Origin of the sequence: Bacillus sp. AP8 (genome assembly GCF_000321185.1) — a bacterium.
Lineage (GTDB): Bacteria > Bacillota > Bacilli > Bacillales > DSM-1321 > Bacillus_AD > Bacillus_AD massilioanorexius.
On record NZ_CAPG01000069.1, the window covers coordinates 1 to 25,593 of the forward strand.

Below are 25,593 nucleotides of genomic sequence, written 5' to 3' on the forward strand. Positions count from 1 at the left end.
TCACAGCTCTTGTTATAAAAGTAAAGCACCATTTGTTTAAGTACAATTCATCACAATGTGAGTGAGTAGGTATCATTCGTTTATAAGTGATTGATACTATCCGTTCTAATTATGAAGTCTATTTCGTTCAGTAGAAATGAAACTTCACTAATTTAATGAAGAATAGTTCTTTTAAGATGAAATAACTTTATTGTCTTTCTATAATTGCCTTCGTATTGCAAACGATAAATTAGACTTTTTTCTTCAAAATGGTAGTAAGTGATTGGTATATTCTATAATAAATTATAGTCTAACCTTAACCTCAGTACCGTCCTTAGCTTTGACGTCTACTAGTAATAACCCTTTATAATTTTTCAGTTCCTTGATGATAGGCTTTAACATTTTCTTATCTATTAGTGGAAAGGTAAAGTCCAGTTTTTTTCTTTCAAAGTACTCTTTTGTCCACCTATTTAACTTTTGCTGAAAAAATGTTGAAGCCACAATGGAGATAGCAACATTTAACATCGCATATGGAATGGGAATGTTAAAATGAGTGTCTTTGGTTTTCACTTTTACACGTAGCATAAGCAATCACTATTCAATGAAAACTGCAACGGTATCTCCGTTTGCCGATTTAATATCAACAATTTGTCCATCTAATTCGTTTTCAATGGCTTCCACAATAAGGTTAATGTCTATATCTTTCACATATTTTTCCGATTGAGGAATACTCGCTGCGATGCTGTGTCCAGCCATTAATACAACCTTAACCAGTTTTATAGGCAGGTTGACCGTGACATTATCATCTTCAGCCGATACAATACGAACTTTTAATGTTTTATCTAAATATGTAGTTGGCTTTTCAACAACATGACTACCTGTTTCTTCTTTCTCTTTTAATACGGCAATCAATTCGGATGCCTTATCTGCATCAATCTTCCCTTCTTGAACCATTGTTAACACTCTTGTAATTGCCTCTTTCATGATAAATTCCTCCCTATTCCTCTTTTAAGAGCTTAATGGCTTCTTCTGGTGTAATTTCACCATTCTCCAACATGGTGACAACTCTTTTCTCGTCTACTTCATTTTTCTTCTTCTGCTCATATCCAAGGGATGAAATGATGTCTGTTAGCTTGCCTCGAACCGTTGGATACGAAATCCCTAGTTCCTTTTCAACTTCTTTAATATTCCCTCTGCATGTTAAAAATACTTCTACAAAATGAAGCTGATCCTGTGATAAAGATGACAGTTTAGATAATTCAAATTCATTTTCAATCGTAGTGTGATGGATTTAAGGTCATTAATACCAATACGAGTACCGCTACTCCAATCGCCACAGCTGAACTTGCTCGGTATAATCCAAATTCAGCCAAAATAAGTGCCATAAATCCAATAAACACTGCAAGTGCACTATACAGAACGGTTTTGCCAGCCGTTTTATACGTTACTCGAACTGCCGTCCAAATATCTTCTTGCATCACTAGTTCTTCTTTGAATCGAGTGAAGAGTAAAATATTATAATCCGTTCCGATACCAAATAAGATAACGACTAAAAATACTTGTGTAAAATTAGAGAATGGGTAACTAAACTGATCCACTAAATGCGCAATGATTCCTAGCGACACTAAGTATGATACTCCTACTGATAAAAGCGAAACGAACGGTACTATTGGTGATTGGAAAACAAGAATTAGCACAACGATAATGAATACAATCGCAATCACTTCCGTTTTCTTAATGCCATCTTGTGTTGATTGAACAAAATCTTCTAACACAAGACTGTTCCCTGTGAGATAGGTATCCACATTCTTACTATCTACGATTTTATTAAGTTCCTTTGCTACTTCAGAAATTTCTCTATCATTTTTCTCTATTGAAAGCTGAGCTAGGATAGTGGTTCTGTCTTTAGAAACGAGTTGGTTTTCTGTTTGTTCATTATCTAAATGAGTCACAATATCCTTAATACCAAGCTGTAATTGTTTATTTTTTAATTCTTTAATTATTTTGCCTACTTCTTCTTTTTGTTCATCTGTTAACGCTTCATCATTACCACTATTGAAGACAGCAATGATTTGATACCTTTCGCCGCTATCTTCATCCATTTGATTAAGCATATCCTCTGCCATATTACTTTGGGCACTTTCAGGAATAGTAATTTGTCCTTTTTCCCTTACCAATTGATCTAAATTCGGCATCGTGGTGACGATGATAATCGTAGCTATTATCCATAGAACAAAAGAAGCTAATCTCCAATTCATTATTTTCTTCATATTTATTTCTCTCACTTTCATTCACTAAATAAAGAACTAACTGCTATTGAAAATACTAGCTCACACAAAGTCATACAAATGTATACTTTTATCCATAAACAAAGTTATACTTACACTCATAAAAAGGGACAATATTCAATTTTCGTCTATATGTATAACTTTGAACACTCACTAATGATAGTGTTCAACTTTCAAAAATTATTTTTAGGAGTAGAAAAAATGAGTAGGAAAGCAGAATACAAAAGTGCTATTCGTTCGAGAAAAATGATTAGGCACGCGCTTATAGAATTAGTGTTGGAACAGGATTTAGAGAAAATAACTGTTAAAAATATCGTAGAAAGAGCTGAAATAAGTAGAGGGACATTCTATGCCCACTACTCGGATATCGATGCTGTCATTGAAGAAATTGAAAATGAAATAATGGGAAAAATGGTCGAGTTTCTCAATGATTTTAAAGCTAAGGAATTAATTCAAAATCCTACGCCATTCTTTCTTAAAATGGTCGACTTTTTACAGCAAGATATTGAATTTTATCGGAAGTTAATCTTTGTACAAGAAGCCCCTTGCTTTGTAGTGAAATTAAAAGACGTTCTTATAGAAAAAATAATGAGTTATAAAGAAACTATACAATCGCATCAAGAGCGTCAAGAATATATATTACGTGTTCACTTTTTAGTAGGTGGGCAAATGTCAATGTATCAAGACTGGCTAGCAGGAAAAATAGCCTGTTCTTTAGAAGAACTAACAGCATCTATTAGCCAGATTATGATACAAGGCTTTCAAACATATACTGTGAAATAATACAACCTTCCTGTTTATAGCGTAAAAAAAGAAGCTGTGATTGCAGCTTCTTTTGAGTTATGTTAGTTTGGTATCTTTAGTTTTTTTATAGATTAAATCTACATTTTTTAAACTCAATGTATAATACCCCTATAACCTTTCGTCTTCTTTTAGAGTAACTACGACTAGATTAACTTCAAAAGATCCTTTGGCTCACGTAAGACATAGTCAGCTTCCTCAAATCCTGTTAGTGTTTTACTTCCCCATAAAGCTAATGCAAATTTGACGCCGGCACTTTTGGCGCATTGTAAATCATAAATCGAATCCCCTATATAAATAGCACTGTTTTTATCTACCTCTAAGTTATCCAAACAAGCTAATAGAGGGTTGTCTGGATGCGGTTTATGTTTGTCTGGATGCGGTTTATGTTTGTCTGTATGTGATGCTGTTATGATTTCAGAAAAATAGTCATTTAAACCCAACTGTTCAAATTCATCAATCATCTCTTGATTCGTTTTAGACGTCACAATACCTAGTTTTTTCTGTTCACTTACCAGGTGTTTCACGACTTCTTCCATTTGTTCAAATACCTGTACATCATCCACAAATGAAAGCATAGAACTAGACCATATAGATAAAATTCTTTCTCTAATACCTTTAGTCTCTTTAATGTTTCTTTACCTGGAATACCTAACGCAAACATTCATTCTTCTTTAGTATATTCCATATTCAATTCTTCTTTAAGCGTACATTGCAAGGATTTTAAAATAGCTTCCTCTGTCTCAATAATTGTTCCATCCACGTCAAATATAATTGTTGTAAGCACCATCAGTTCCTCCTAATCCTCTAGTTGCATATAACACCTGCTTGCTAAAAGGCTTCATACAGACTCTCTCTCCACAATACGATAAGGTATTTTCACTTTTTCTCGCGATTTCTTTATCACTAGACTACAAGCCTGTTCACCGATTTTCGTTAGCTGGTGATCCACTGTTGAGATTCCCAAACCAATACCAATTGCTTGGTTTTCTTGACCAATAATTGCTAAATCTGTAGGGATTTTCATTTGTTGTGACTTAGAGTATAAATACATGCCACCAGCCACTTCATCTCCGTTCGCATAGATAGCTGTCGGTCTTTCAGATAACTGAAAGAATTGCTTCGCTGCTTCATAGCCATCTTCTAAGCAGTGACAACCTGAAATATGATAATCAGGTGGAAGCTCACCGAAAATTTCATGATACGCATCAAGCATTTGCTTCGTACTATTGCTTTCTAGTCTAGCTGTTGTGAAAGCTACCGCACGATGCCCTTTGTTTTTTAATAATTGAAAGGCATCTAGAAAAGAAGCATACCGATCCATATAGGAACAGCCAATTTCAGGGTGATGCGTGTATTCACAAGCTATAATGGACCCAAAATCGCTGTACTGGATGATTGTCTCCCAATCATTCGCTTTAGACGTGATAATGATGCCATCAAATAGCTTGCTTTTTAATTTTTGCAAATACTCCATTTCTTTTTCTTTACTATATTTTGAAGGCAGTACTGTTATCGAAAAATCATGTTCTAATGCCTTATTCAAAATACCGTTCAATAATTGATCGAAGGCTGGATTGTTGTTATAAGGGAGAATAACACCGATTGTTCTCGTTTCTCCTCGAATTAAATCAATCGCATTTTTATTTGGTGTATAATTCATTTCTTCAATGACTTTTAAGACAGTTTCTCTTTTATCATCCGCCACATACTTATAATTATTAAGAACTCTCGAAACTGTAGAGACGGATACGCCAGCTAATCTAGCAATATCGTTAATATTTGTCATAACATAGCTCCTACATATAATGGAAGTTAAGGAAACCTACACATTCACATCTAATTGCTTAAACGCTTTCATAAAATTAATCAGGTTTCCATTGTATGTCCATCTTACCGTAATGCTATGTTCTCCTACAATGAGCGTAGAATGTCCAATATCTTTCATTTCTCCCTCAAACCACAAAGACTTTTCCAGGAATAGTGGTTTCTGACCATCTATATATAATCTCTTATTAGTTAATACCAAATCTCCAAAGTAAACATTTTGGATGCCATCGAAACTTTCCAATATCCCTGTAATAGTAGATAAAATATTTTCATCTTTTTGAAGAGAAATTTTTCTGTTCATCTTTCTTCCTCCTTTAGTTGAGAATTAACTTACTTTCACTCTAATTTATGAAATGCATTTCAAGTCAAGGGGTAAAAATTAAACTAAAATCATTTTCAAAGTAGCTACATCAGAGCATAATACAAGTACTAATGCTATCTATTATTAAACTAACATGATCCTTTACTTAACAAAAAAGCATTGGTAAACCAATGCTTTTTTTACACACTATCCCATCCTATAACTAAGTGTGAATGGAAAAGTTTAAGCCCTTTTTGGTGCGATTAGCAGGCTGATATTATTCATATTTTCCGATAAAAGATTATGATAAAATTATATTAGAAAAATTAAAAAAATATTTATATGCACTCATGATTGATGTTGATAACTTTAAGACCATTAATGATACATACGGACATCTATCAGGAGATTTAGCGTTGGTGGAAGTAGCTAATGCTTTAAAAGCTGCCTGTAACCGAAACGATTACGTTGTGCGTTATGGTGGCGATGAATTTTATCCTTGGATATTGTTCCAACATATTACATATTCAAAAGAAAATAGCAAATATCGAAAATGAAATTATGCTTAAGAATGAACAAAATGATCTACCTTTTTCAGTTTCGCTAAGTATTGGTCATTCGATTTCCAATGAAAATGAATGCAAAACCATGTCAGCTTTAATAAAGAAAGCTGATGACAGTATGTATGGGTTAAAAATATTAAGAAAAAACGTCAAGAAAGCGATTCTTATTACTAAAGAATCGCCTTTTTTTGTAGTGGATAAATAGCATTGGAATGTTATTGTTTACTTACTTACTTGTTTCTTTCAGAAAACCCAAACGGTGAAAAACCTATTATATTTATTTTTTTTCTTATTTAAACCAACCTTTTTCTTTTGAATGAGTAATGGCTTCAATTCTATTCTTTACTTCAAGTTTATCTAAAATCGTAGAAATATAATTTCGAACGGTTCCATTCTTAATGCTAAGCTGATCCGCAATTTCCTTTGTATTTTTGCCATCTGCAACGAGCTCTAATACTTCTCTTTCTCGCTCAGTTAATGGATTTTCCTGCCCATAAATCCCGTCAATTAATTCTGGCGCATAAATTCTTTTTCCTGCCATCACACTACGTATAGAACTAGCAAGTTCCTCACTTGGATTATCTTTTAACAGATATCCTCTTACCCCAGCTTTAATTGCTCTTTGGAAATAGCCTGTACGAGCAAAGGTTGTCAAAATGATTATCTTACAAGGTATTTCTTTAAGCTCTTCAGCTGCGTCTAAACCACTTTTTCCTGGCATTTCAATATCCATAATACAAATATCTGGCTGGAGTCTTTGAACAAGTTCAACCGCTTCTATCCCATTAGCTGCTTGACCTATTACTTCTATATCTTCTTCTAAATTTAGTAACGATCCAAAGGCTCCAAGAAGCATTTTTTGATCTTCTGCTATTACAATTCTAATCATGCTCGCTCCTCCTTTACGATCTGCTTAACGTCATTAGGCACTTTAATAATTAAACTTGTTCCTCCATCTATAACAAGCTCTAAGCTGCCGTTAACAAATTCCAGTCGTTCTTTCATACCTTTTAGACCATTACCTTTTTCAAATAACACCTCAGTACCATTAAAATGACCATTATCCTTTATCGTCATGATAATTTCTTCCCAAGATTGTTGAATAGATATGTGACAAGAAGTAGCACCACTATGTTTAACAATATTCGTTATCGACTCTTTTAAACACATACTTAATATATTTTCCGTTAATAAATTCGCACTCGGTAATTTTAAATGATCTATATCATTATACGTAATCTCTGCTGCATCCAATAGTTGCTTAACTAGAACCAATTCATCCTTTAATCGAATTCCACGCATCGATGAAACCATTTTTCGAACTTCATTTAGTGCTGTTCTAGCCGTTTGTTGGACATCCTTTAGTTCGTTCCTTGCTTGTTCAGGATTCTTTTGAATAAGCCTTCTTGCTAAATCACTTTTTAGACCAATTAATGACAGCCTTTGACCTAAAGTATCATGTAAGTCACGTGCAATACGCTCACGCTCTTCTAACTTAATTAATTCAGAAATCTTTTTATTAGCGTCTTCTAGCTTTTCTTCTAACTGTCCCATTACTTTTCTGCTTCTAACTGTGAACGGTAATAGAATAACACTAATCCAAACAATGACGACAAATGGTATTTGTTTTAAAAATAAAGCGTCCTGCTGAATAAAATTATAATTAATGGATAACGTCGTACCTAATAATAAAATGCTATATAAGACAAAAAATGTCGTACGATTTTTAATATTTCCTACATAGTAGGCAAGAAAAAAAGCGAAGTATACATAACTGTACAAGATTGTTACAGTAATAGAAATACCAATTAAAATTAGGATCCAGACATAGACTAGCCACCCTTGTGAAACATAGGCAATTCTAAAAAAAATTAAAAATAGAATCGTAAGAAGAATACCTACAACAATTGCAATTGTAGATGTAGATTCAAATATAAAATAGAATGGTAGAATGCTTAGAATTGTCCATATATATGGAGAAATTCCACTGTTCTTTAGAATAGATATATTTTTTTTTAGCATTAAGGAAACCTCAATTTCATTTGTTTTGCTTTCTTGTTATGCGATGTATCTTCTTGTACTTTATTGTATTTATCTTACAATTAATACAAGCAACAAAAAAGCAAAACAACTCCTGCATTCCTATATAACTTTCGATTTCATTTTCGAATTATCACATTTCACTTTTGATACCTTTTTTACATGATTAAAACCTACAAACTTTTTCCCTTCCTCATCCCAAAGACGAAATTTTAAAGACTGTAAGCTCGTAGCTAATGTAATGGTCGGTATATGCTGTAAAGGTGTCGTGTTAATATGTGCCACTTCTAGCTTATAGTTAGGAACTTTGGGATTTAAATGATGTACATGATGATAACCGATATTTCCAGTTAACCATTGTAAAATTTTTGGAAGTTTATAAAAAGAACTACCTTCTACTGCAGCTTTGACGTATTCCCAATCTTCATTTTCTTCAAAATAGGAATCTTCAAAAGTATGCTGTACATAAAATAGCCAAATACCAGCGACACCAGATATATAAAATATCGGACCTTGAATTAAAAGAAAATCCTTCCAACCAATTGTTAAACAGAATATAGTTACTAGAGCAGCAATAGAAAGATTAATAATATAAGTATTCATTCTCTCCTTTGATCTGGCTCCTTTTCGGTTAAAACGATTTGTAATAAGAAAAACATATATCGGTCCTAAGCCAAACATAACGAAAGGATTTCTATATAAACGGTATTGAACGCGTAGCCAAAAGCTAGCTTCCCTATACTCATCCACAGTCATTACCCAAATATCTCCGATTCCTCTCTTATCAAGATTACCACTAGAGGCATGATGAACATTATGGTTATATTTCCATTGATTAAAAGGAAATAAAGTTAAAATACCTGTAATAGTACCAAGAATTTTGTTTGCCTCTCTATTTCTAAAAAAGGAATTATGACAGCAGTCATGAAAAATAATAAAAATTCTTACTAAAAATCCTGCTGCCACTCCACATATCGCTAATGTTAGAAAATAAGAAATGGATAAACTTTTATAAGCTAATATCCACAATACAATAAAAGGTATAAATGTATTTAAAAGTTGAATAATACTTCTACGCGTTATTGAATTCTCATAAGGAACAACTTGCTTTCTTAGCATATTTTGCTTTTGCTTACTCATATACGTCCCAATTCCTTCCCTTTGTTTTTTATTATTATAAGGATATTGAAATTCGTTTTGCAGACATACATGTCATAGTCGATATATGACGAATGTCATATAGAAGCATATAAGCATTTTGCTCAGTTTCAACCAAAATAAAGCAAGAAGCTCACGAGATGAAAATAGACAACTTTATACTTCTTTAATCCAATAAAAAAGATGTCTCACAAAGAGTAACCCCTGAAACATCTCATAAATATCTTTTTTAAAGAGTAAATTTTTGAATTTGTAATTGTAATTCCATCGCTAGCTTAGACAGAGATTGAGAGGATGACGAGATTTCCATAATAGAGGCTAATTGTTCATCTGCTGTAGCCGCTACTTGTTGAGCATGACTTGACGATTCTTTCGTTGAATCTGATATGGTACTTATAGCAGCAGAAATTTCTTGTGCACTAGCTGACATTTGTTCAACTGTGGATACAATCTCTACAATTTTCATACTCATTTGCTTCATGCTATCGAGAATTTCTTTAAAGCTACTCTCCGTTTTCCCAACAATACTTAATCCTTCTTGTACTTCAGAATTCACATGATTCATTGCTCGAGAAGAATGAATCATATTTGATTGAATGTCCTCAATTAATTTCGAAATTTGATTAGAAGATTGCTGAGATTGTTCGGCTAATTTTCTAACTTCATCTGCTACTACAGCAAAACCTTTACCATGTTCTCCTGCTCTAGCTGCTTCGATCGCTGCATTTAAAGCTAACAGATTCGTTTGGTTGGCTATTTCAGTGATTGCTTGTGTAATAACACCTATTTCTTTTGAACGTTTATCCAATACTTGTTGAATAGTATTACTTTCTTCTACTGAAAGATGAATGGAGTTCATACTTTTCACAGTCCGCTCAACCAAAACATTTCCTTGCATAGCTTTTTGTGATACTGTTTCTCCCTCTTCTGACAACATATTTGCGCTTTCAACCAAATTCTGAATAGAACTAGTTACTTCTTCTAATGAATGAGCACTTTCATATAGATTTACATTCGAATCCTCAGCCGAAACGGCCACTAGTTTAATAGAATGTGAAATTTCCTCTGTTGCATGACTTGTTTCTTCTGCACTTGCAGATAATTGTTCAGATGCTGCTGCCACCTGATTCGTTGATACAGCTACCTGTTGTATTAAATGATGAACATTTCTTTTCATCTCATTATAATCTCTCGATAATTGTCCAATTTCATCTTTAGTCGTAATAGGTAAATCTTCTCCAGAGAAATCACCAACCGCTGAACGTTTAAGTCCTTGGCTTATTAGTTTCATCGGCTTAGTGAGCAATGTTGAATAAAAATATATCGATGCTCCACCGAGAATTAAAAAAATAAAACAAACAATAAAAGTAATAAGCGCGATTTGATTTGCCCCGCTATTGAAATCATCTACATATGCTGTTGAACCAACAATCCAGCCCCAATTCGGATCTTTTTTTATATATGTTATCTTTTCTTCATTTGTATCTTTTTCAGTGTTATGAGATAAATAACTGACAAATCCTCCTTTATCACTTACTTTACTGAATTCTTCACCAAGAATCTTCCCATCTTCCGACTTAACTTTATTAAGGTTAGCTCCCCTATTTACTGGATCTATAATAGAATTTAAATATTCATCTGTTGCCCAAATATAACCGGACTTTCCTACTTTATATTTGTCTGAAATCTCTTGATTTACTTTAATATCGCTAGTTCCATACAACTCTAGTTTTATCTTGTTTTGTGCTTCGTACATGGTTATTTGCCCATTTTTCACTTGTTCATCTAATAGGCTTATCATACCTAATGTCATTTCTGTACGAATTTTCAACTGTTCCTTCCCTGACTGATCAAGTTGACTCTTTGAAATATTATATGTACTGAAACCAATCACTAATAAAGGAACAATAAGCAAAATAGAAGTTAAATAGATAATTTTACTTCTTAAAGTTACTAATCTTTTCAGCATGTACATTCTCCTTGTGAAAAAAGTTAAAAAATTTAAAATTTTACATTTATTTGATTGAATTATACATAGGTCTACATTTTTTTACAATAAAAAACATAGTTTTTAAATGATAACAAGAAACCATTTCTTCTTTACCTCCATTCATTGTGTTTTTTTTTTCTAACATAACGATCTAACTTCAAACAAAAAAAACACAACCACTCTACAAAAAGTGCTGTGTCCTTGATTTATTCTCAATAAATATCACTTATACAATTTACAGCAACACACAATCTTAGCATTAGATTACATCTACACCCATCTTCTAAATCAGTTAATATACTGACTAATATTTATGTTGTGTTCCTTTATCTTTCGATATAACGTACTTCTTGATATTCCTAATAACTCAGAAGCGTAACTTATATTCGTTGACACCCCTAGCGCTTTATAAATGGCATTTTTTTCAGCTTCATGTAAAGAATAATTAGTATACCTCGAGGTTAAGCCTCGCTTCTTTGTAATTTCTTTTGGCAAATGATGACTTCGAATTAAATGATCATTGTCACTATTTGAAAGTAAAAATGCGCGTTCTATACCATTCTTTAATTCACGGATATTACCTGGCCACGAATACGCTTTGAGAGTTTTTAGTGCATCTTTCGTTATATCATTTGGACCTTCCTTATATTCTTCTCTTAAATCCGAAATAAAACCATCAACTAATAAATCAAGATCAGCTATACAATCTCTTAAAGCTGGCAGGTGAATACTTATTACATTTAGTCGGTAATACAAATCTGAACGAAACGTACCTTGATAGGCTATTTCTTCTTCTAAATTACGATTTGTTGCAGCAATCACTCTTACATCTATTTTTCTTTCTAGATGATCCCCTAACCTAGTAATACGTCTAGTTTCTAAGACTCTTAATAGTACAACTTGCAAATCCAATGGCATTTCCCCTATTTCGTCCAAAAATATGGTTCCTTGATTAGCTTGTTCGAATTTTCCTTTTTGCCCACCTTTTTTGGCTCCTGTAAAGCTCCGTCTACAAAGCCGAATAATTCACTACCAATCAGTTCCCTTGGAATGGCACCAGTGTTTATAGCAACAAAAGGACCGTTGCTTCGTGAACTTTGGTTATGAATAGCTTGAGCAAGTACCTCTTTTCCGACCCCTGTTTCCCCGAGTAATAAAACATTAGCTTGAGATTTAGAAGCCACTTCTGCAATAAGTAGTTCTTCTTTATAGCTTCTTGTTCTTGTTTTGATACGATCAAATCGTTGGACACTTTCATGGATATTGATGTTATTTGAATGTCTTTCATCAAAAATGAGAAGTTGATAATTATGAGGAAGTAATTCTATTTGTTTCTTTCCTATATTAAAGTGATCCTTCCAAACACTTATTTCGTTAAAAGATCTTTTTTGACCCTCAAATATTTGTAAGTTGTCATTAACAACTTGATTAGAATAAAGCACTTCGTTATTTTGATCCATTAGCAAAATGCCTGAATCTTGATATTTATTATTTGAGATCAGTTTACTCCAAGATAGAGAATCAATAGAATTATGTTTTTTCATAAGGAATGGATTGGCTGGAATAGGTTCTTTTGAATCCCAAACGATTGAAAATTGACCTTCATAATTTATTTTTCCAATTCGGATAGGACGAGAGACATGACAATTCTCTTTATCTATTTCTATTAAACCGCAAGGAGTATTCATCTTTCTTCCTTTGAAAGCATTAATTATAGATAAAGAATCCTCATTTTTTACAGTTTTCATTGTTTCTAATAATAAAGAAACTCCTAAATATGTATTAAACATAACAGATGAAACAACAAAATGGCTGCCATACTTCTTTCTAAAAGAAGATACGAATACGATATTTTCTTTACTATCGAGAGATTGAAAGTAGCTTCCACTACTATAATGTCCCATAGCGTATTGATTGCCAATTGCTTTAATCTCTGTTTCTTTAGTAGTTGGACTAAATATAGGAAGTATGTTGCTATCAAAACCATGCTCTGCGAATGCTTGATAAAATTGAACAAGACTTGTTCCGACTAATGTTGAAACAATCGCATCAACTCGTTTACTTTGTATATCTTCATAGATTTTGCTAAAATTTGTATGACCAAGTGGGACATACTTTTCTCCTAATACCGAACCATTTAACATATTTAAATAACTCTTTAAATCTAAGTTTGTTATTCGAGGATATATATAATCATTACCTATGAGATACAAATTCAAGCCATAATAACGTTGAATATACTTCAGCATAATATAAATTTGTTGATTAGGAACTTCTCCCATATAAATGACATTTGGATGAGCTTCATCCCCTTCATAAAGCGCAGGATACACAAGCAACCCGTTATATTTTTCTAATATAGGCAAAATAGCAACACGACATGCCGATGAATATGTTCCAACAAATACACGAATTCCACTTTGAGCTAACTGTTCCGCTTGAATATAGGCTTCTATTGGATCTGATTTAATATCTCTTATGACAAATTCAAATTCACTAGTCTCTCCCTGTGTATATTCTTCTAATGCTAATTGAGCTGCATGTAATTGACCTATTTCAGTCATCGACGTCGTACCAGTTAACGAAAAAAGCACACCAATCTTCATCAAATAATATCCCTCCAATCTGTACAATTATTAGAGTATTGTATCATTTTAGAACATAATTACTTTCTACTATAAGTATAGAGTATATAAATATTTTTGAAAATTCTGTTTTTAATATGTCTCAAAATGAAACAATTCCATATATAAAACATTACTAAACCCCTTGGCTTTATCACTCTTTCAAATTGGCACACATCGTGCATTATTTGTCATTAGCAAACTAATTAATTCATCAAGGCATCATTGAAAAGGCGAAAACACTTAAAAAATGAAAGGGGAAATGAAAAATGAGACATGGAGACATTAGTAGTAGCAAAGATACGGTAGGTGTTGCAGTTGTCAATTACAAGATGCCACGCTTACACACAAAAGAAGAAGTACTAGCAAATTGCCGAAATATTAAAGAGGTAATTGTAGGAATGAAAACTGGATTACCTGGCATGAATCTTGTTATTTTTCCAGAGTATAGCACACAGGGTATCATGTATGACGAACAAGAAATGTATGATACAGCTACCACAATTCCAGGTGCTGAAACAGAAATTTTTGCTGAAGCCTGTAGACTAGCTAATGTTTGGGGGGTTTTCTCTATTACAGGAGAGCAACACGAAAATCATCCAAATAAAACACCTTACAATACATTAATATTAATGAATAACAAAGGTGAGATTGTACAAAAATATCGTAAAATATTACCTTGGAATCCTATTGAACCTTGGTATCCAGGTGACACAACACACGTTGTTGAGGGTCCAAAAGGAATGAAAATAAGTCTCATTATATGTGACGACGGAAACTACCCTGAAATTTGGCGAGATTGTGCAATGAAAGGTGCTGAACTAATTGTTCGCTGCCAAGGATACATGTATCCATCAAAAGAACAACAAATTATGGTTGCCAAGACAATGGCATGGATGAATACATCTTATGTTGCAGTAGCAAATGCAACAGGATTTGATGGTGTATATTCCTATTTTGGTCACTCAAGCATCGTTGGATTTGATGGAAGCACTCTAGGTGAATGTGGGACTGAAGAAAATGGTATTCAATATGCTGAGCTATCTGTATCTCAAATCCGAGATGCTCGTAAAAACTGGCAATCTCAAAATCACTTATTTAAACTTCTCCACCGTGGATATACAGGAACTATTCAATCTGGTGACGGAGATAAAGGAGTAGCCGATTGTCCATTTGATTTCTACCGTACTTGGGTCCTAGATGCTGAGAAAGCTAGAGAAAATGTTGAAAAAATCACGAGGAAGCAAGTTGGTACTGCTGAATGTCCAATCCGAGGGATTCCTTATGAAGGGGAAGAAAAAGAAGCCGGTGTAAAATAGTTTAATATAAGGGTCAGAAGCAATTCTGACTCTTTTTAGACTACATATCAAAAATTAAAGGTGAGGAGAGTGAATCATGCCATTTATCAATGATAAGTTAGAATACTACAGTAATCAAATTGACAAAGAAAAAGAACAATTAGAATTAACCGAATACACGCTTCAAAAAGAAAACCCCCTTGCTAAAAGACCTTCCCGTTATGTCTTTCAAGTTGAAAAAGTAATGGATCGATTACAAAAATCTATCTTCGGACAAGAAAATATCATGGATAAATTGGAAGGCATGTTAAGACTTGTACATGCTGATATTTCAGCTAATGATCGTCCTCTTTATGTAGCTATGTTTTTAGGGCCTACAGGTGTAGGAAAAACTGAAACAATAAGAATATTAGCTGAATCCATTTATGGAAATAAGGAACAATTTTGTAGGATTGATATGAACACACTAACACAAGAACATTATGCAGCTGCACTTACTGGTGCACCACCAGGTTATGTAGGAAGTAAAGAAGGTCACACCTTATTTGACGAAGAAAAGATTGCAGGTACTTTCAGTAAACCAGGAATTGTTTTATTTGATGAAATTGAAAAAGCTGATAGTCACGTTATACAAACCTTATTAAATGTTTTTGATAACGGAAAAATGGTCATTTCATCCGGAGAACGAACGATTGATTTTAGAAACTCACTTATTTTTATGACTGCAACCTTGGTTCAAAAGCAATTTATAACTTTGCTAATCAAGATACCAAATCATTTTTAAAACGTTTTATTTATCGTTTAAAGCCTTCCAATTGGGGATTAAATTCACACACACTACTAAAAAAAATCGTTCATGCCGAACTAGAAAATGAATATTCTCCTGAATTCTTAAACCGAATTGATGATATCTGCATTTTTAACTGGCTCGAAGGAGATCCGGCGTACTCTATCATTGATAAATTTATCGACGAACTAAACGTTCGAATAAAGAAACACCAATATCAAATAGAACTTGTTTCAGAAGCTAAAACCTTTTTATTAAATAAAGGTTTTAGCAAACAATATGGAGCTAGATCTATTAAACGGGCTCTTAGAAAACATATTGAAATACCGCTAGCTAAAATCATAGAAACAAACACAGATGAAGATTTCATTAAACTAAATGTTTCTGTAACAAATGATGAACTACTTTTTAGCAAAATCAAATAGGAGGGAATGTAAATTGAGCAATGTTGGGTTATTGTACGTTGGAGCTGTTTTATTTGTAAACGGTATTATGCTTTTAGGAAAAATCGATAGTAAAAGCGCTGGAATATTCAACTTATTTGTTGGAGCACTTCAAGTATTTACACCTATCTACCTGATCGTAACATCTAATGGTGATTCGTGGATCATATTCTCTGCATCTGGTCTCTTCTTATTTGGTTTCACATATTTATATGTAGGAATATCTAATTTAACAAATGCTTCAAACAGTGGCATTGGTTATTATTCATTATGGGTAGCAATACTAGCTATTGGATTTGCTAGTGTAAACTTTTTTCATTTTAAAGACATCCCTTTCACGATTATATGGCTTATGTGGTCTTTCCTCTGGACATTATTCTATTTACTTCTCGCAAAAGAAAAAAATATCGGCCTTTACACTGGTTGGGTCGCTATAATTCAATCGTGGATTACCGCTACTATACCTGCATTTCTAAGCCTCACTGGTATTTGGCAACAAATAAATAGTTCTTTATTGACCACTATAGAAATTGTCTTTTTCATTTCATTTTTTATCTTATTTCCTTTTCATAAAAAAAGAATTAACAGTACTTCTAATTTAAAGCTATAAACCTATCTAACATGAATTTTTTCTTTCCCCCAATAAGAAAGTAGTCTGCGTTTCAAAGTTAAAATACTGGTAAACCCCCTTTATAAAACGATTACTGAAACAAGCTAATATTTAAATATTAATTATAAATAAAACAACCTTTCTACTAAGAAACGTTGTTTTTATTTTTATTATCTACATTTCGTTTTACAATGTACTACTAGCAGCGTTATGTTAGTTTGGTAAGTACCTAGATTCATGTATATTTATCGGTGATCCTCAAAATCTAATAGACGAGAATTTTAACTATATTACACTCACGACCTTCTCAAACTCTCTAAAAAGGTTTACTTACATTTATCTCAATTCGAAATCTTATTTTCTAAATCCAATATAAAAATAGTAATCTATATCATAAGCTTCAGCTCAAAACTAAAAACTGAACATAGATAACAAAATTCCCCACAAATTAGTTTACTTCCTAATAAAAACATGTTAATTGATAAAAGAGACCTCTTCGGTAAGTCATGCCTGAATGATTATGATTTTATCATTGAAATCAATAGTAGATGATTCTAAAGTGTAATCTTTCATAAAATCACTTTACTATAGCCTAAGGTTTCGATAATCGTAATAAGGATATTCAGTAATATATAGGCTGTTTTCCTATAATTTGTTGCCTCTGTTATGAACAAGTAGTGAATATTGGCTGAGTTTGAATTTCACTTCAGGATGCTCACTTTTCGCGGAGCAGGCGTGATTTTTAACCAATTTACATACTACAATAAGCGGTTTTTCTTACCATTGAAACCCCTTTATATTTTCTCTAATATGAATGAATAATGAATAATTTTCAGGAGGATAAGATAAATGATTAAAGCTATTATTTTCGACATGGATGGTTTAATGTTTGATAGCGAGCGTTTAGGTATATATATTACAGAGAAAGTAATGAATGATCTTCCTTTTGACTTCGACCAAGATTTAAACATGAGAATTATCGGTACTAATATGGAGTATTGTAAAAATGAATATGTTAAAACTTACGGTATAGATTTTCCTTTTGATGATATGATGCGTCAAAAAAAAGAAATGACCATTCACTATTATGAAGAAAATGATATTCCTAAAAAAGCAGGGTTAATTGAATTACTTCAATTTCTAAAAGAAAACAATTATAAAATAGGTGTAGCAACATCTACATACAGAGAAAAAGCAGAATACATGTTAAAGAAAGCTAATATATATCCATTTTTCAATGTTATCGTATGCGGAGATGAGGTCGAGCAATCAAAACCAAATCCTGATATTTACTTAAAAGCCTTGCAAAAACTTAACGTACAAAAAAATGAAGCTTTCGTTATAGAAGACAGTGAAAATGGCTTAATAGCTGGTCAAAATGCTGGTATATCTACTATATTCATTAAAGATTTGATTACACCTAATGGGAAAGTTTTAGAGAAGGTAACACATAAAGCCAATACTTTACATGATGTTATAACCATTTTACAAGCGTCTAAATAAAGAGTAGTGCTACTCTTTATCAAATATATCAACGACTTAAAACATCTTTTGAGAAATTGTTTCTTTTGTTTAGGCTGTTTTCGCACACTTTGTTGTCTAAGAACAAGTTAGTCAATATAAGCTGAGTTGAATTTCGCTCCACCATGCTCGCTTTCAAAGAGACGGATGGTGAGACATCTCGTCATCTATTGTCTGTGTGGGGTCTCTCACCTGTCCCGCAAGAGTGTCGCACCTTACGATTCAATAGTCTTTTTAATGCTCATTTTATTTACTAAAAATAACAAGCTTTTCAAAAACAGCCTTAACTTAATGATTTTTTCACACCTGCTCATAGGATTATTATTTTCTTGAATTTAGAGTTATGATAAATAAGAGACATGATGAAAGCTTGTCAACTTGTAGAATGAAACTTGAACGGATTAACATGAAATCCATTTTAGCTTTTGATTGAAATCTTGTTCATAATTAGAAAGGGATCAATGATCATATAATAAGGTGATACTATGGAACTAACGAAACGTAACATTAGAATAATTTTACTCATTATTGCAGCGTCAATTTTATTATTTTTAGGAGTTCAAAATCTTGCTATTGTTTTTGAAGGCATCAAAATCATTATTGGATTAATTGCTCCTTTACTGATAGGTTTATGTATTGCTTTTATCTTAAATGTCCTGATGAAGCTTATTGAAGAACGATTATTCGCACCTTTAAATAAGAAAAATTATCCATTCTGGAATAAAAGTAAAAGACCTCTTTCTCTCGTTTTAACCATCGGGATTATCTCTGGGATTATTTTTGTACTAATTTTTCAAATCGTACCTGAAATGAAAAATACCATTTCTCTTATCAAAGATCAGTTGCCTGATTATATGCATCAAGTGCAAATTTGGTCAGAGAAAATGCAAGAGTTCTTTAAACTTCCTGATAGTTTTCTAAAGGATTTCAAAATTGATTGGGATCGCATCGGTGAGACTATTATGGGCTTTTTACAAAATGACAATATCAATTTTTTAAGTAGAACGAAAAATATTACAACTTCCATTTTCAGTGGTATTTTCAATATTTTTATTGGATTTGTGTTTTCCATTTATATGTTATCTCAAAAAGAGAAGCTTTCTAGTCAAGCAAGACGTATCTTGTTTGCTTTTTTACCTAATAATAAAGCCGAATCAATCGTTTCAGTAGCTGTCCTTTCCAATAGAATTTTTTCTCGCTTCGTGACAGGACAATGTACAGAGGCTCTTATACTAGGTATTCTTTGCTTTATAGGAATGAATATTTTTTCAATGCCATATAGCTTTATGATTTCCGCTTTAATAGGTTTCACAGCATTAATTCCTGTTTTCGGTGCTTTATTCGGTACAGCTATAGGAGCCTTCCTAATATTGATGGTCGATCCTATGCAGGCACTTTGGTTTATTATTTTTATTATCGTCCTTCAAAGATTTGATGCTTACTTCATATATCCGAGAGTGGTAGGTAGCTCAGTCGGTTTACCAGGTATGTGGGTACTCTTTGCTGTAATTGTTGGAGGAAGTGCATTTGGAATAATAGGTATGCTTATCGGTGTTCCTGTATTTTCTATCATTTATTGTTTATTACAACAAGCCGTTTCTAAAAGATTGAAAATGAAAGGATTATCGATAAAAGAAATTGAAGCTATAGAGCCTTATGACTATGGCAAGAAATGATAGAGTATAAAACGTGTTTGATCTTAATCTTACATACAAACGTTAAAAGATAAGGCTGTTGACAAAAGAAAAAGTTATTTCTTTTGTCAACAGCCTTTTTTCTCTTTTATAAATGACAAGAGCTGTTAGCAACAGCCAAAACTTTAAAAAAGCAATCATTTTAATGGCATCACGACCTTAGTTAAAAGTTGGTTTTCAAGATTGCATATCATTATAATAATATTCGTAAGCAACACCCGTCGCTTCATATCCATGATCCTTAATCCATTGTGCCATCTCCATATACAAAGGTTCAATCTCACTATAGGAGCCTAAATACATGGAGAAAACCATTAGACCACCAGGTATTACACCTGATTGTATGTCTCCGCTCCCTGATAAAGGAGTGGGTACAGGGAATCCAATTTCTACATCCAAATCCTGCATATCCATATTATGATAAGCAACATATGGTACATCTGTCAGTAATTCATCCATTTCTTGAAGATAAGCACCTAATTTCCCATAGCTTTCTCCAATCAATCGAGGTAAATCCTCCACTTTGGTTCTAGTACGAATAAATAGAGTAGGCTGATTATTCTTCTTTAACAATTCTACGTTTGATATTTTAGGCATAATCATTCTCCTATCCAATGAAGTCATAAATTAATCCAAGTGCAGTTTAAAACGAATACATTGAAAATACCCTAACTTGTCAGTAGATAAACTTCCATACATATCGCTTCATTCAAAAGAGGTTTACGGACTTCCTCCCATTACTTTTTTCCTTAGATCAAGAGTAACGTATAACAGATTCTATCAAAAAGAGGCTTGGATACTAGGATTTCTCCTTGTTCCAAACCTCTTTCTCTTTATAAAAAACTGTACGATATGAATCTTGTGTGGAGTGTAATTGACAACACACTTTGAAATACCTAGTAAATTTAGTTTGTTATATAACCCCATCTGTAAGATGAGCGTGTGTAATATCTTTCATGATGTCTACCAAAAGTGCGGTATATCAAGATTTTGGACAATTACTGCTGCCACATTTTTAACGAGCGTTTATCTTTTTTATGGGATTATGTTAGTAAAATCTTAACTTACCTATTGCATACTAACGCATAGCATATGCTCTTTCCAATTGCCATGCGGAAGATAAATGGTGCTATTGTCAAAAAGCTGGTCATTATCTTTGTTATAAAAATATACAAAGCATTTTTCTTTTTCGTTCGTATGAAGATTTTCAACCTCAAGAATGACTTTATCGTATTCATTTTCAGGATTTTTTTCACTGATGAATCCTTCCATTTTGTCCATCGCATTCATTGTATCTTCATAATGCTCTTCACTAAGTACCATGATCTCCCCATAAACTGTATCTTCACCGAAGGTTAAAGCCGGATATCCTTTGTATGGCAGATGATATAATTTCATATTTTCAAGCTTGGCATGCTTTTTCTCGATGACCTTACCGTCTAAATACTTATTGTAATTAAAGAAACCTTCTCTTAAACTCCCATAAACAAAAAGATTGATCGCTTTCATCAGCAGATTTCTCCGCCTACTGCTTTAATATCCTTGTCATTGATAATGCATGCTTCAATCGCAAGCTCCAAGCCTTTTACAATATCATTCAACGACATGAACGGCGTGTTTTTCTTATCCATAACCTGCGAAGTCATATAAGGAATGTGAATAAATCCGCCTTTGATATGAGGGTACTTTTTATCGATCATGTATAGAATGCCATACATAACATGGTTGCATACAAATGTTCCCGCTGTATAAGATACCGTTGCTGGTATGTTATGATCATTCATATGCTTAACCATCGCTTTTACTGGCAGGTTCGAGAAGTATGCCGGCTGCCCATCTGCTTGTATAACTGTATCTAATGGCTGATTGCCTTCATTATCCTTAATTCTGTAATCATCGAGATTAATGGCAACTCTTTCAGGAGTGATATCAAATCTTCCTCCCGCTTGACCTACCGAGATGACAATATCCGGATTATGCTTTTCAATTGCAGTTTCAATAGCCTGAACGGATTTTGTTTGAACTGTAGGGATAATAACTTTAATTACTTCAGCTCCGTTTATCTGATCACTAACCATTTTAACTGCTTCTTCTGCCGGATTAACCGGCTCTCCGCCAAATGCATCAAATCCTGTTAATAGTACTTTCATAGCTCGTTCTCCTATTGAAAAATTTTAATATATTCTTAATCCTAAAATCCTAAAGCATACATCAAGAAAATATGAACAACTAACAATGTTAAAGCTATAGGAGCTTGCACTTTAATGACTGCGTTTTTATCTTTCATTTCAAGCAATACGGCCGGCAGCATATTGAAGTTTGCAGCCATTGGTGTTAATAATGTTCCACAGTATCCTGCTGTTAGAGCAAGCGTTCCACAGATTACAGGATCTCCACCGATGCTGAATACGAACGGTACACCAATACCAACCGTAATAACAGCGAATGCCGCAAATGCATTACCCATGATGATTGTAAATAATGCCATACCGATACAGTATGTTGCTACCCCAATCAAGGCGTTACCTGTCGGGATTACATTTGAAATGATAGAAGCAATTTTATCGCCTACTCCCGCAGTTGTAAATAACACACCTAAAGAAGCCAATAATTGAGGAAGAATAGCAAATGACCCAATCGATTGGAACGTTCTGTTTGAATCCTCCAATAACTCTTTTGGTTTTGCTTTAGTGATGATGAACGTCAGTGCTAGAGCACACAATGCTGAAATACCAATCGCAACCGTACCCGGAAAGTCCGTGAAAGATGCTACAAGCATCGCGATAATTGCAATGGATAGAGATGGGATGAAGATTTTCAAACCTAATTTTTCGGCTTTTAAAGTTGCAAATGTATCATCTAACTGCTTAAACGTACCAATATTGATTTGCTTTGTTGCTGATAAAATAGCAATCACAACGACTAATAAACCGACAATCGTACTTGGAATATAATTTCCTAGAATGAAAATTACAGCAAGAATACCCCAGAATAAAGCTGTACCGATTCTTGTTTTATGGTTTCTATCTTTGATCGTGAATACCATTGTGATCCCCATGAATAAACCGATGATTATATAAAATATTTCTAATAACAAATTAGAGATTTGTGTAATATCCATTATTGATCACCTCTAATTTTTTCATTTTCTTTAGTAGCATATTTTTGCTTAAGCCTTTTATCAAACAACATATTTTGAATGACCCACAGCACAAATGAAATGACAGCTACTGGAATTGCCACTTTGACAACTTGCAGTGTATCTATCGGCATGCCGATTCCTTCTAATGTAGAAGCAATTAAAAGTACACCTGCATTTGCCATGAATATATTCTGTGCAAAGAAGTTACCGATATTATCAGATGCCGCAGAATACGCTCTTATCTTTTCTATATCTTTTTCTTCTATTTTTTCTCCATACTTAGCAATAGCTGCACCTTCAGCCATTGGACTAACCAGTGGTCGAACGAATTGTGGATGTCCCCCAAGCGTTACTCCCATTCCAATCGTTATTTTTCTTATTAAAGTATAGCCACTCAATAGTTTACCAACTGATAAACTTGTTGCTTTCTTAATTAGCATAACTGCTTTCGCCTTCAATCCATACCTTTCACTCAACCCAATAACAGGAAGTGTGATTAAAAATAAACATGTTACACGATTTGATACAAAGGCAGCACCCAGTGTATCCAATATTTCAATAGGATTCATCTTTGCTACTAATCCAGTAGAGATACCCGCTATAACAACTACTGCGATAGTATCCCACTTCAAAGCAAAGCCTACTATGATAATTAAAATTCCTATTAATTCCATAAGTTACTCTCCTACTCTATGAATATTAATTATATCAATATAATATTTATACATTATATAATCAAACCTTTAAAATTGTAAATAACTTAGAAATAGTATTGTTTGGTAATTTAACGTATTAAAGTAATAAAATAAAACTCATTTATATCGTATATTCAAAAATTAAAAAGCCACCTATTTTGACAGCTATATTTTTTATATAAGAAGGTTTTAAGCAGACTATAGAGAGCTCTTTACAGCCGTCGGAAGATTTTTAAGAAAGCTATTTTAAATGAATGTATGGAGGAGCATTATTCCATACATTCCAGCAAAAACTTAAAAAACTATTGAGCTTTCTTACAAGTATTTCATTCATTAGTAAACAGAATCATCTGTACAATGGATGGCAGTATTCATATTCAATACAGTTTCGTAAATCCTTTCCAAGAAACACAAAAAGTCAGCCCCCCTTAATTAGGGGGCTGACTGCCTTATTTTAAAACAAGTTTTACGGCACACTCCACGTGTGTGGACTTTGTGTGGCAACACATGAGTTGCTGGTGGGTTTAATTATATATGCTCGTGTCCAATTTTAGTGAAATCCTTTTTCTTATTCGCTTCACTGATCTTTAGGCTAAGGTCTTAATACGCATTAATGCGCCATTAGGCTCTGGTAACTCTTGTTCTGTTATCCGATTCATTTTACAGAAATGTTCAAAAAATTGTTGTGCTAGCTCTCGTTCCTTTGGGTCACTTTTCAGCGAAATAATAACAAGTAAAATTTGAGCCATCCATGAATTATCAAAATAACGGTATTTACCTGTATTCCATGTCACTTTTTCTGGGGATTTTTCATTCACATAATATTCCCAGAAAAGCAACTGATCCGATTCCTGCTCTGTAAGTTGGAGTCTGTATTTTGAATGAGCAGGAATATATCCATCTTCAGAAAGCTTACCGACAAAACCTTCATTCACCATATAGACACCTAAGATACGTCTGTCTTTTTCAGGCATGCTGGAATCTCTTGCTGTTAAAAGAACAGCGCTATTTTGGTACAAGCGGACCGGCTTGTTCGGCTTCCCTTTGTTATTACCACTTTTTATTACGCCTGAAAAAACCTTCCACTCTGAAAAAGAACTATTCTGTTCTTCTGTGTCACACCAAAAAACCATTTGTGATTCGGGATGAAGTTTATGATGTTTCATAAGTTTTTCGTGTTCTAAGCGAAGTTCCAGTTTTTTTCGTTGTAGTTTTTTTTCCTCTTCCTTTTTCCATTCCTCCTCTTTTTGTTCATTTTCCTTTTTTTGTAGAATTTCTTCGAGTGACTTAGCATCACTTTTATCATGTAGTTTTAGATGCTCGCTAAATACATCAGGGAAAATAAACTTTTTATTTTCCGATGCGAAATGTATTTCAATCCTAGAATCATTATGCTTAACTATATTACCTATGCCAAAACGCTTGTGTGTAACTTTCTTATTGATTAGATTCATTATTCAAGTCCTCCTCGCAGAATAAAAACTCGGTTACTAATAAATAGGATATTGATGATTTTATTCAACTAACTTACTTTAAAGCTTACACAACTGTTTGGATATTTTTCTTCGTTAAAAAAGGATATAAAAAACGTATCCGAATTTCATCTACAAAAAAGCCCAACAGAATTTGAAATACGATTAAAAAAAAACAATTGTAAGACTATCATAACATTTTTTGATAATTTTACAAATTAATTATTGACAAAATATTTTATGTTGATGTAAAATAAAATTTTATTCTTTTAAACAACTTAAAATAAACACTAAATAAATGTCTCCAAAAAGTCGCGAAACTTTTGGAAAACCTTTAGAAATAACCACCTTATTATC

General features: G+C 33.2%; 24 protein-coding genes and 5 pseudogenes. 9 read left to right on the forward strand and 20 right to left on the reverse strand.

Features of this window, described 5'->3' with window-relative positions; all coding sequences use genetic code 11:
• Window positions 1–282: 282 nt before the first annotated feature.
• From BN349_RS16415 to BN349_RS24140, 4 genes and pseudogenes are all read right to left on the reverse strand, one after another.
• Window positions 283–564, reverse strand: a complete 282-nt coding sequence (locus BN349_RS16415) for a hypothetical protein (protein ID WP_019243423.1) — start codon at window positions 562–564, stop codon at window positions 283–285.
• A gap of 9 nt (window positions 565–573) precedes the next feature.
• Entirely contained in the window at window positions 574–963 is a 390-nt protein-coding gene (locus BN349_RS16420; RefSeq protein WP_019243424.1) for an SHOCT-like domain-containing protein, read from the reverse strand.
• A gap of 13 nt (window positions 964–976) precedes the next feature.
• A pseudogene (locus BN349_RS25470) lies at window positions 977–1,264 on the reverse strand (DUF2089 domain-containing protein); the annotation flags it as partial.
• Window position 1,265: 1 nt separating this feature from the next.
• Window positions 1,266–2,249: pseudogene (locus BN349_RS24140) on the reverse strand (MMPL family transporter); the annotation flags it as partial.
• A 219-nt stretch (window positions 2,250–2,468) separates the two neighbouring features.
• Here BN349_RS24140 and BN349_RS16430 point away from each other — a divergent pair.
• A complete protein-coding gene (locus BN349_RS16430; protein WP_019243426.1) occupies window positions 2,469–3,050 on the forward strand; it encodes a TetR/AcrR family transcriptional regulator in 582 nt (193 codons plus the stop codon).
• A 164-nt stretch (window positions 3,051–3,214) separates the two neighbouring features.
• On the opposite strand, the pseudogene BN349_RS24145 reads toward BN349_RS16430, so the two are convergent.
• From BN349_RS24145 to BN349_RS16450, 3 genes and pseudogenes are all read right to left on the reverse strand, one after another.
• Window positions 3,215–3,855 (reverse strand): annotated as a pseudogene (locus tag BN349_RS24145) (HAD family hydrolase).
• A gap of 54 nt (window positions 3,856–3,909) precedes the next feature.
• Complete coding sequence (locus BN349_RS16445; RefSeq protein WP_019243427.1) at window positions 3,910–4,857, reverse strand: LacI family DNA-binding transcriptional regulator; 948 nt, start codon at window positions 4,855–4,857, stop codon at window positions 3,910–3,912.
• Window positions 4,858–4,893: 36 nt separating this feature from the next.
• Window positions 4,894–5,199 carry a hypothetical protein gene (locus tag BN349_RS16450; protein WP_019243428.1) on the reverse strand — a complete coding sequence of 102 codons (306 nt, stop codon included), beginning with the start codon at window positions 5,197–5,199 and terminating at the stop codon, window positions 4,894–4,896.
• A 314-nt stretch (window positions 5,200–5,513) separates the two neighbouring features.
• Here BN349_RS16450 and BN349_RS25475 point away from each other — a divergent pair, with 314 nt between their 5' ends.
• Complete coding sequence (locus BN349_RS25475; protein WP_269719703.1) at window positions 5,514–5,756, forward strand: GGDEF domain-containing protein; 243 nt, start codon at window positions 5,514–5,516, stop codon at window positions 5,754–5,756.
• Between the two features lie 4 nt (window positions 5,757–5,760).
• On the forward strand, window positions 5,761–5,967 hold the full coding sequence (locus BN349_RS16455) for a hypothetical protein (protein ID WP_081591268.1): 207 nt from the start codon (window positions 5,761–5,763) through the stop codon (window positions 5,965–5,967).
• An 84-nt stretch (window positions 5,968–6,051) separates the two neighbouring features.
• Here the strand turns inward: BN349_RS16455 and BN349_RS16460 are convergent, their stop codons facing one another.
• The 7 genes and pseudogenes from BN349_RS16460 to BN349_RS24150 form a co-directional block, all read right to left on the reverse strand.
• On the reverse strand, window positions 6,052–6,651 hold the full coding sequence (locus tag BN349_RS16460; protein ID WP_019243430.1) for a response regulator transcription factor: 600 nt from the start codon (window positions 6,649–6,651) through the stop codon (window positions 6,052–6,054).
• Window positions 6,648–7,784 (reverse strand): sensor histidine kinase, encoded by a 1,137-nt coding sequence (locus BN349_RS16465; protein WP_019243431.1) that lies wholly within the window; start codon window positions 7,782–7,784, stop codon window positions 6,648–6,650. Before BN349_RS16465 ends, BN349_RS16460 begins: the two co-directional genes overlap by 4 nt.
• Before the next feature lie 120 nt (window positions 7,785–7,904).
• On the reverse strand, window positions 7,905–8,942 hold the full coding sequence (locus BN349_RS16470; protein ID WP_019243432.1) for a fatty acid desaturase: 1,038 nt from the start codon (window positions 8,940–8,942) through the stop codon (window positions 7,905–7,907).
• A 247-nt stretch (window positions 8,943–9,189) separates the two neighbouring features.
• A complete protein-coding gene (locus BN349_RS26925) occupies window positions 9,190–10,137 on the reverse strand; it encodes a methyl-accepting chemotaxis protein (RefSeq protein ID WP_425457684.1) in 948 nt (315 codons plus the stop codon).
• Window positions 10,132–10,935, reverse strand: a pseudogene (locus BN349_RS26930) (cache domain-containing protein); the annotation flags it as partial. The gene BN349_RS26925 and the pseudogene BN349_RS26930, both read right to left, overlap by 6 nt.
• 303 nt (window positions 10,936–11,238) lie before the next feature.
• Entirely contained in the window at window positions 11,239–11,685 is a 447-nt protein-coding gene (locus tag BN349_RS26935; RefSeq protein WP_442852744.1) for a helix-turn-helix domain-containing protein, read from the reverse strand.
• An 8-nt stretch (window positions 11,686–11,693) separates the two neighbouring features.
• A pseudogene (locus BN349_RS24150) lies at window positions 11,694–13,556 on the reverse strand (sigma 54-interacting transcriptional regulator); the annotation flags it as partial.
• A 287-nt stretch (window positions 13,557–13,843) separates the two neighbouring features.
• Between BN349_RS24150 and BN349_RS16485 the strand changes: the two are divergent.
• The 6 genes from BN349_RS16485 (at window position 13,844) to BN349_RS16505 (ending at window position 19,909) form a co-directional block, all read left to right on the forward strand.
• On the forward strand, window positions 13,844–14,893 hold the full coding sequence (locus BN349_RS16485) for an aliphatic amidase (protein ID WP_019243436.1): 1,050 nt from the start codon (window positions 13,844–13,846) through the stop codon (window positions 14,891–14,893).
• A gap of 76 nt (window positions 14,894–14,969) precedes the next feature.
• Window positions 14,970–15,656, forward strand: a complete 687-nt coding sequence (locus BN349_RS26140; protein ID WP_019243437.1) for an AAA family ATPase — start codon at window positions 14,970–14,972, stop codon at window positions 15,654–15,656.
• A 203-nt stretch (window positions 15,657–15,859) separates the two neighbouring features.
• On the forward strand, window positions 15,860–16,084 hold the full coding sequence (locus tag BN349_RS26940) for a hypothetical protein (protein WP_342780456.1): 225 nt from the start codon (window positions 15,860–15,862) through the stop codon (window positions 16,082–16,084).
• Between the two features lie 13 nt (window positions 16,085–16,097).
• Window positions 16,098–16,712 carry an AmiS/UreI family transporter gene (locus BN349_RS16495; RefSeq protein WP_019243438.1) on the forward strand — a complete coding sequence of 205 codons (615 nt, stop codon included), beginning with the start codon at window positions 16,098–16,100 and terminating at the stop codon, window positions 16,710–16,712.
• Window positions 16,713–17,561: 849 nt separating this feature from the next.
• On the forward strand, window positions 17,562–18,215 hold the full coding sequence (locus BN349_RS16500) for an HAD family hydrolase (protein WP_019243439.1): 654 nt from the start codon (window positions 17,562–17,564) through the stop codon (window positions 18,213–18,215).
• 503 nt (window positions 18,216–18,718) lie between these two features.
• Window positions 18,719–19,909 (forward strand): AI-2E family transporter, encoded by a 1,191-nt coding sequence (locus BN349_RS16505; RefSeq protein ID WP_019243440.1) that lies wholly within the window; start codon window positions 18,719–18,721, stop codon window positions 19,907–19,909.
• 195 nt (window positions 19,910–20,104) lie between these two features.
• On the opposite strand, the gene BN349_RS24160 is transcribed toward BN349_RS16505, so the two are convergent.
• The 6 genes from BN349_RS24160 to BN349_RS16535 all read right to left on the reverse strand — a co-directional run bounded on the left by BN349_RS24160 (window position 20,105) and on the right by BN349_RS16535 (window position 25,218).
• Entirely contained in the window at window positions 20,105–20,524 is a 420-nt protein-coding gene (locus tag BN349_RS24160; RefSeq protein ID WP_019243441.1) for a GyrI-like domain-containing protein, read from the reverse strand.
• Window positions 20,525–20,995: 471 nt separating this feature from the next.
• Entirely contained in the window at window positions 20,996–21,436 is a 441-nt protein-coding gene (locus BN349_RS16515; RefSeq protein ID WP_019243442.1) for a gamma-glutamylcyclotransferase family protein, read from the reverse strand.
• Entirely contained in the window at window positions 21,436–22,077 is a 642-nt protein-coding gene (gene pcp / locus BN349_RS16520; RefSeq protein ID WP_019243443.1) for a pyroglutamyl-peptidase I, read from the reverse strand. The genes BN349_RS16515 and pcp overlap by 1 nt, the downstream gene beginning before the upstream one ends.
• Before the next feature lie 41 nt (window positions 22,078–22,118).
• Window positions 22,119–23,048: a DUF979 domain-containing protein gene (locus BN349_RS16525; RefSeq protein WP_019243444.1), complete on the reverse strand. Its 930-nt coding sequence runs from the start codon at window positions 23,046–23,048 to the stop codon at window positions 22,119–22,121.
• Window positions 23,048–23,743: a DUF969 domain-containing protein gene (locus BN349_RS16530; protein WP_019243445.1), complete on the reverse strand. Its 696-nt coding sequence runs from the start codon at window positions 23,741–23,743 to the stop codon at window positions 23,048–23,050. Before BN349_RS16530 ends, BN349_RS16525 begins: the two co-directional genes overlap by 1 nt.
• 608 nt (window positions 23,744–24,351) lie before the next feature.
• Window positions 24,352–25,218, reverse strand: coding sequence for a hypothetical protein (locus BN349_RS16535; RefSeq protein WP_019243446.1), 867 nt, complete (start codon window positions 25,216–25,218; stop codon window positions 24,352–24,354).
• Between the last annotated feature and the right edge of the window lie 375 nt (window positions 25,219–25,593).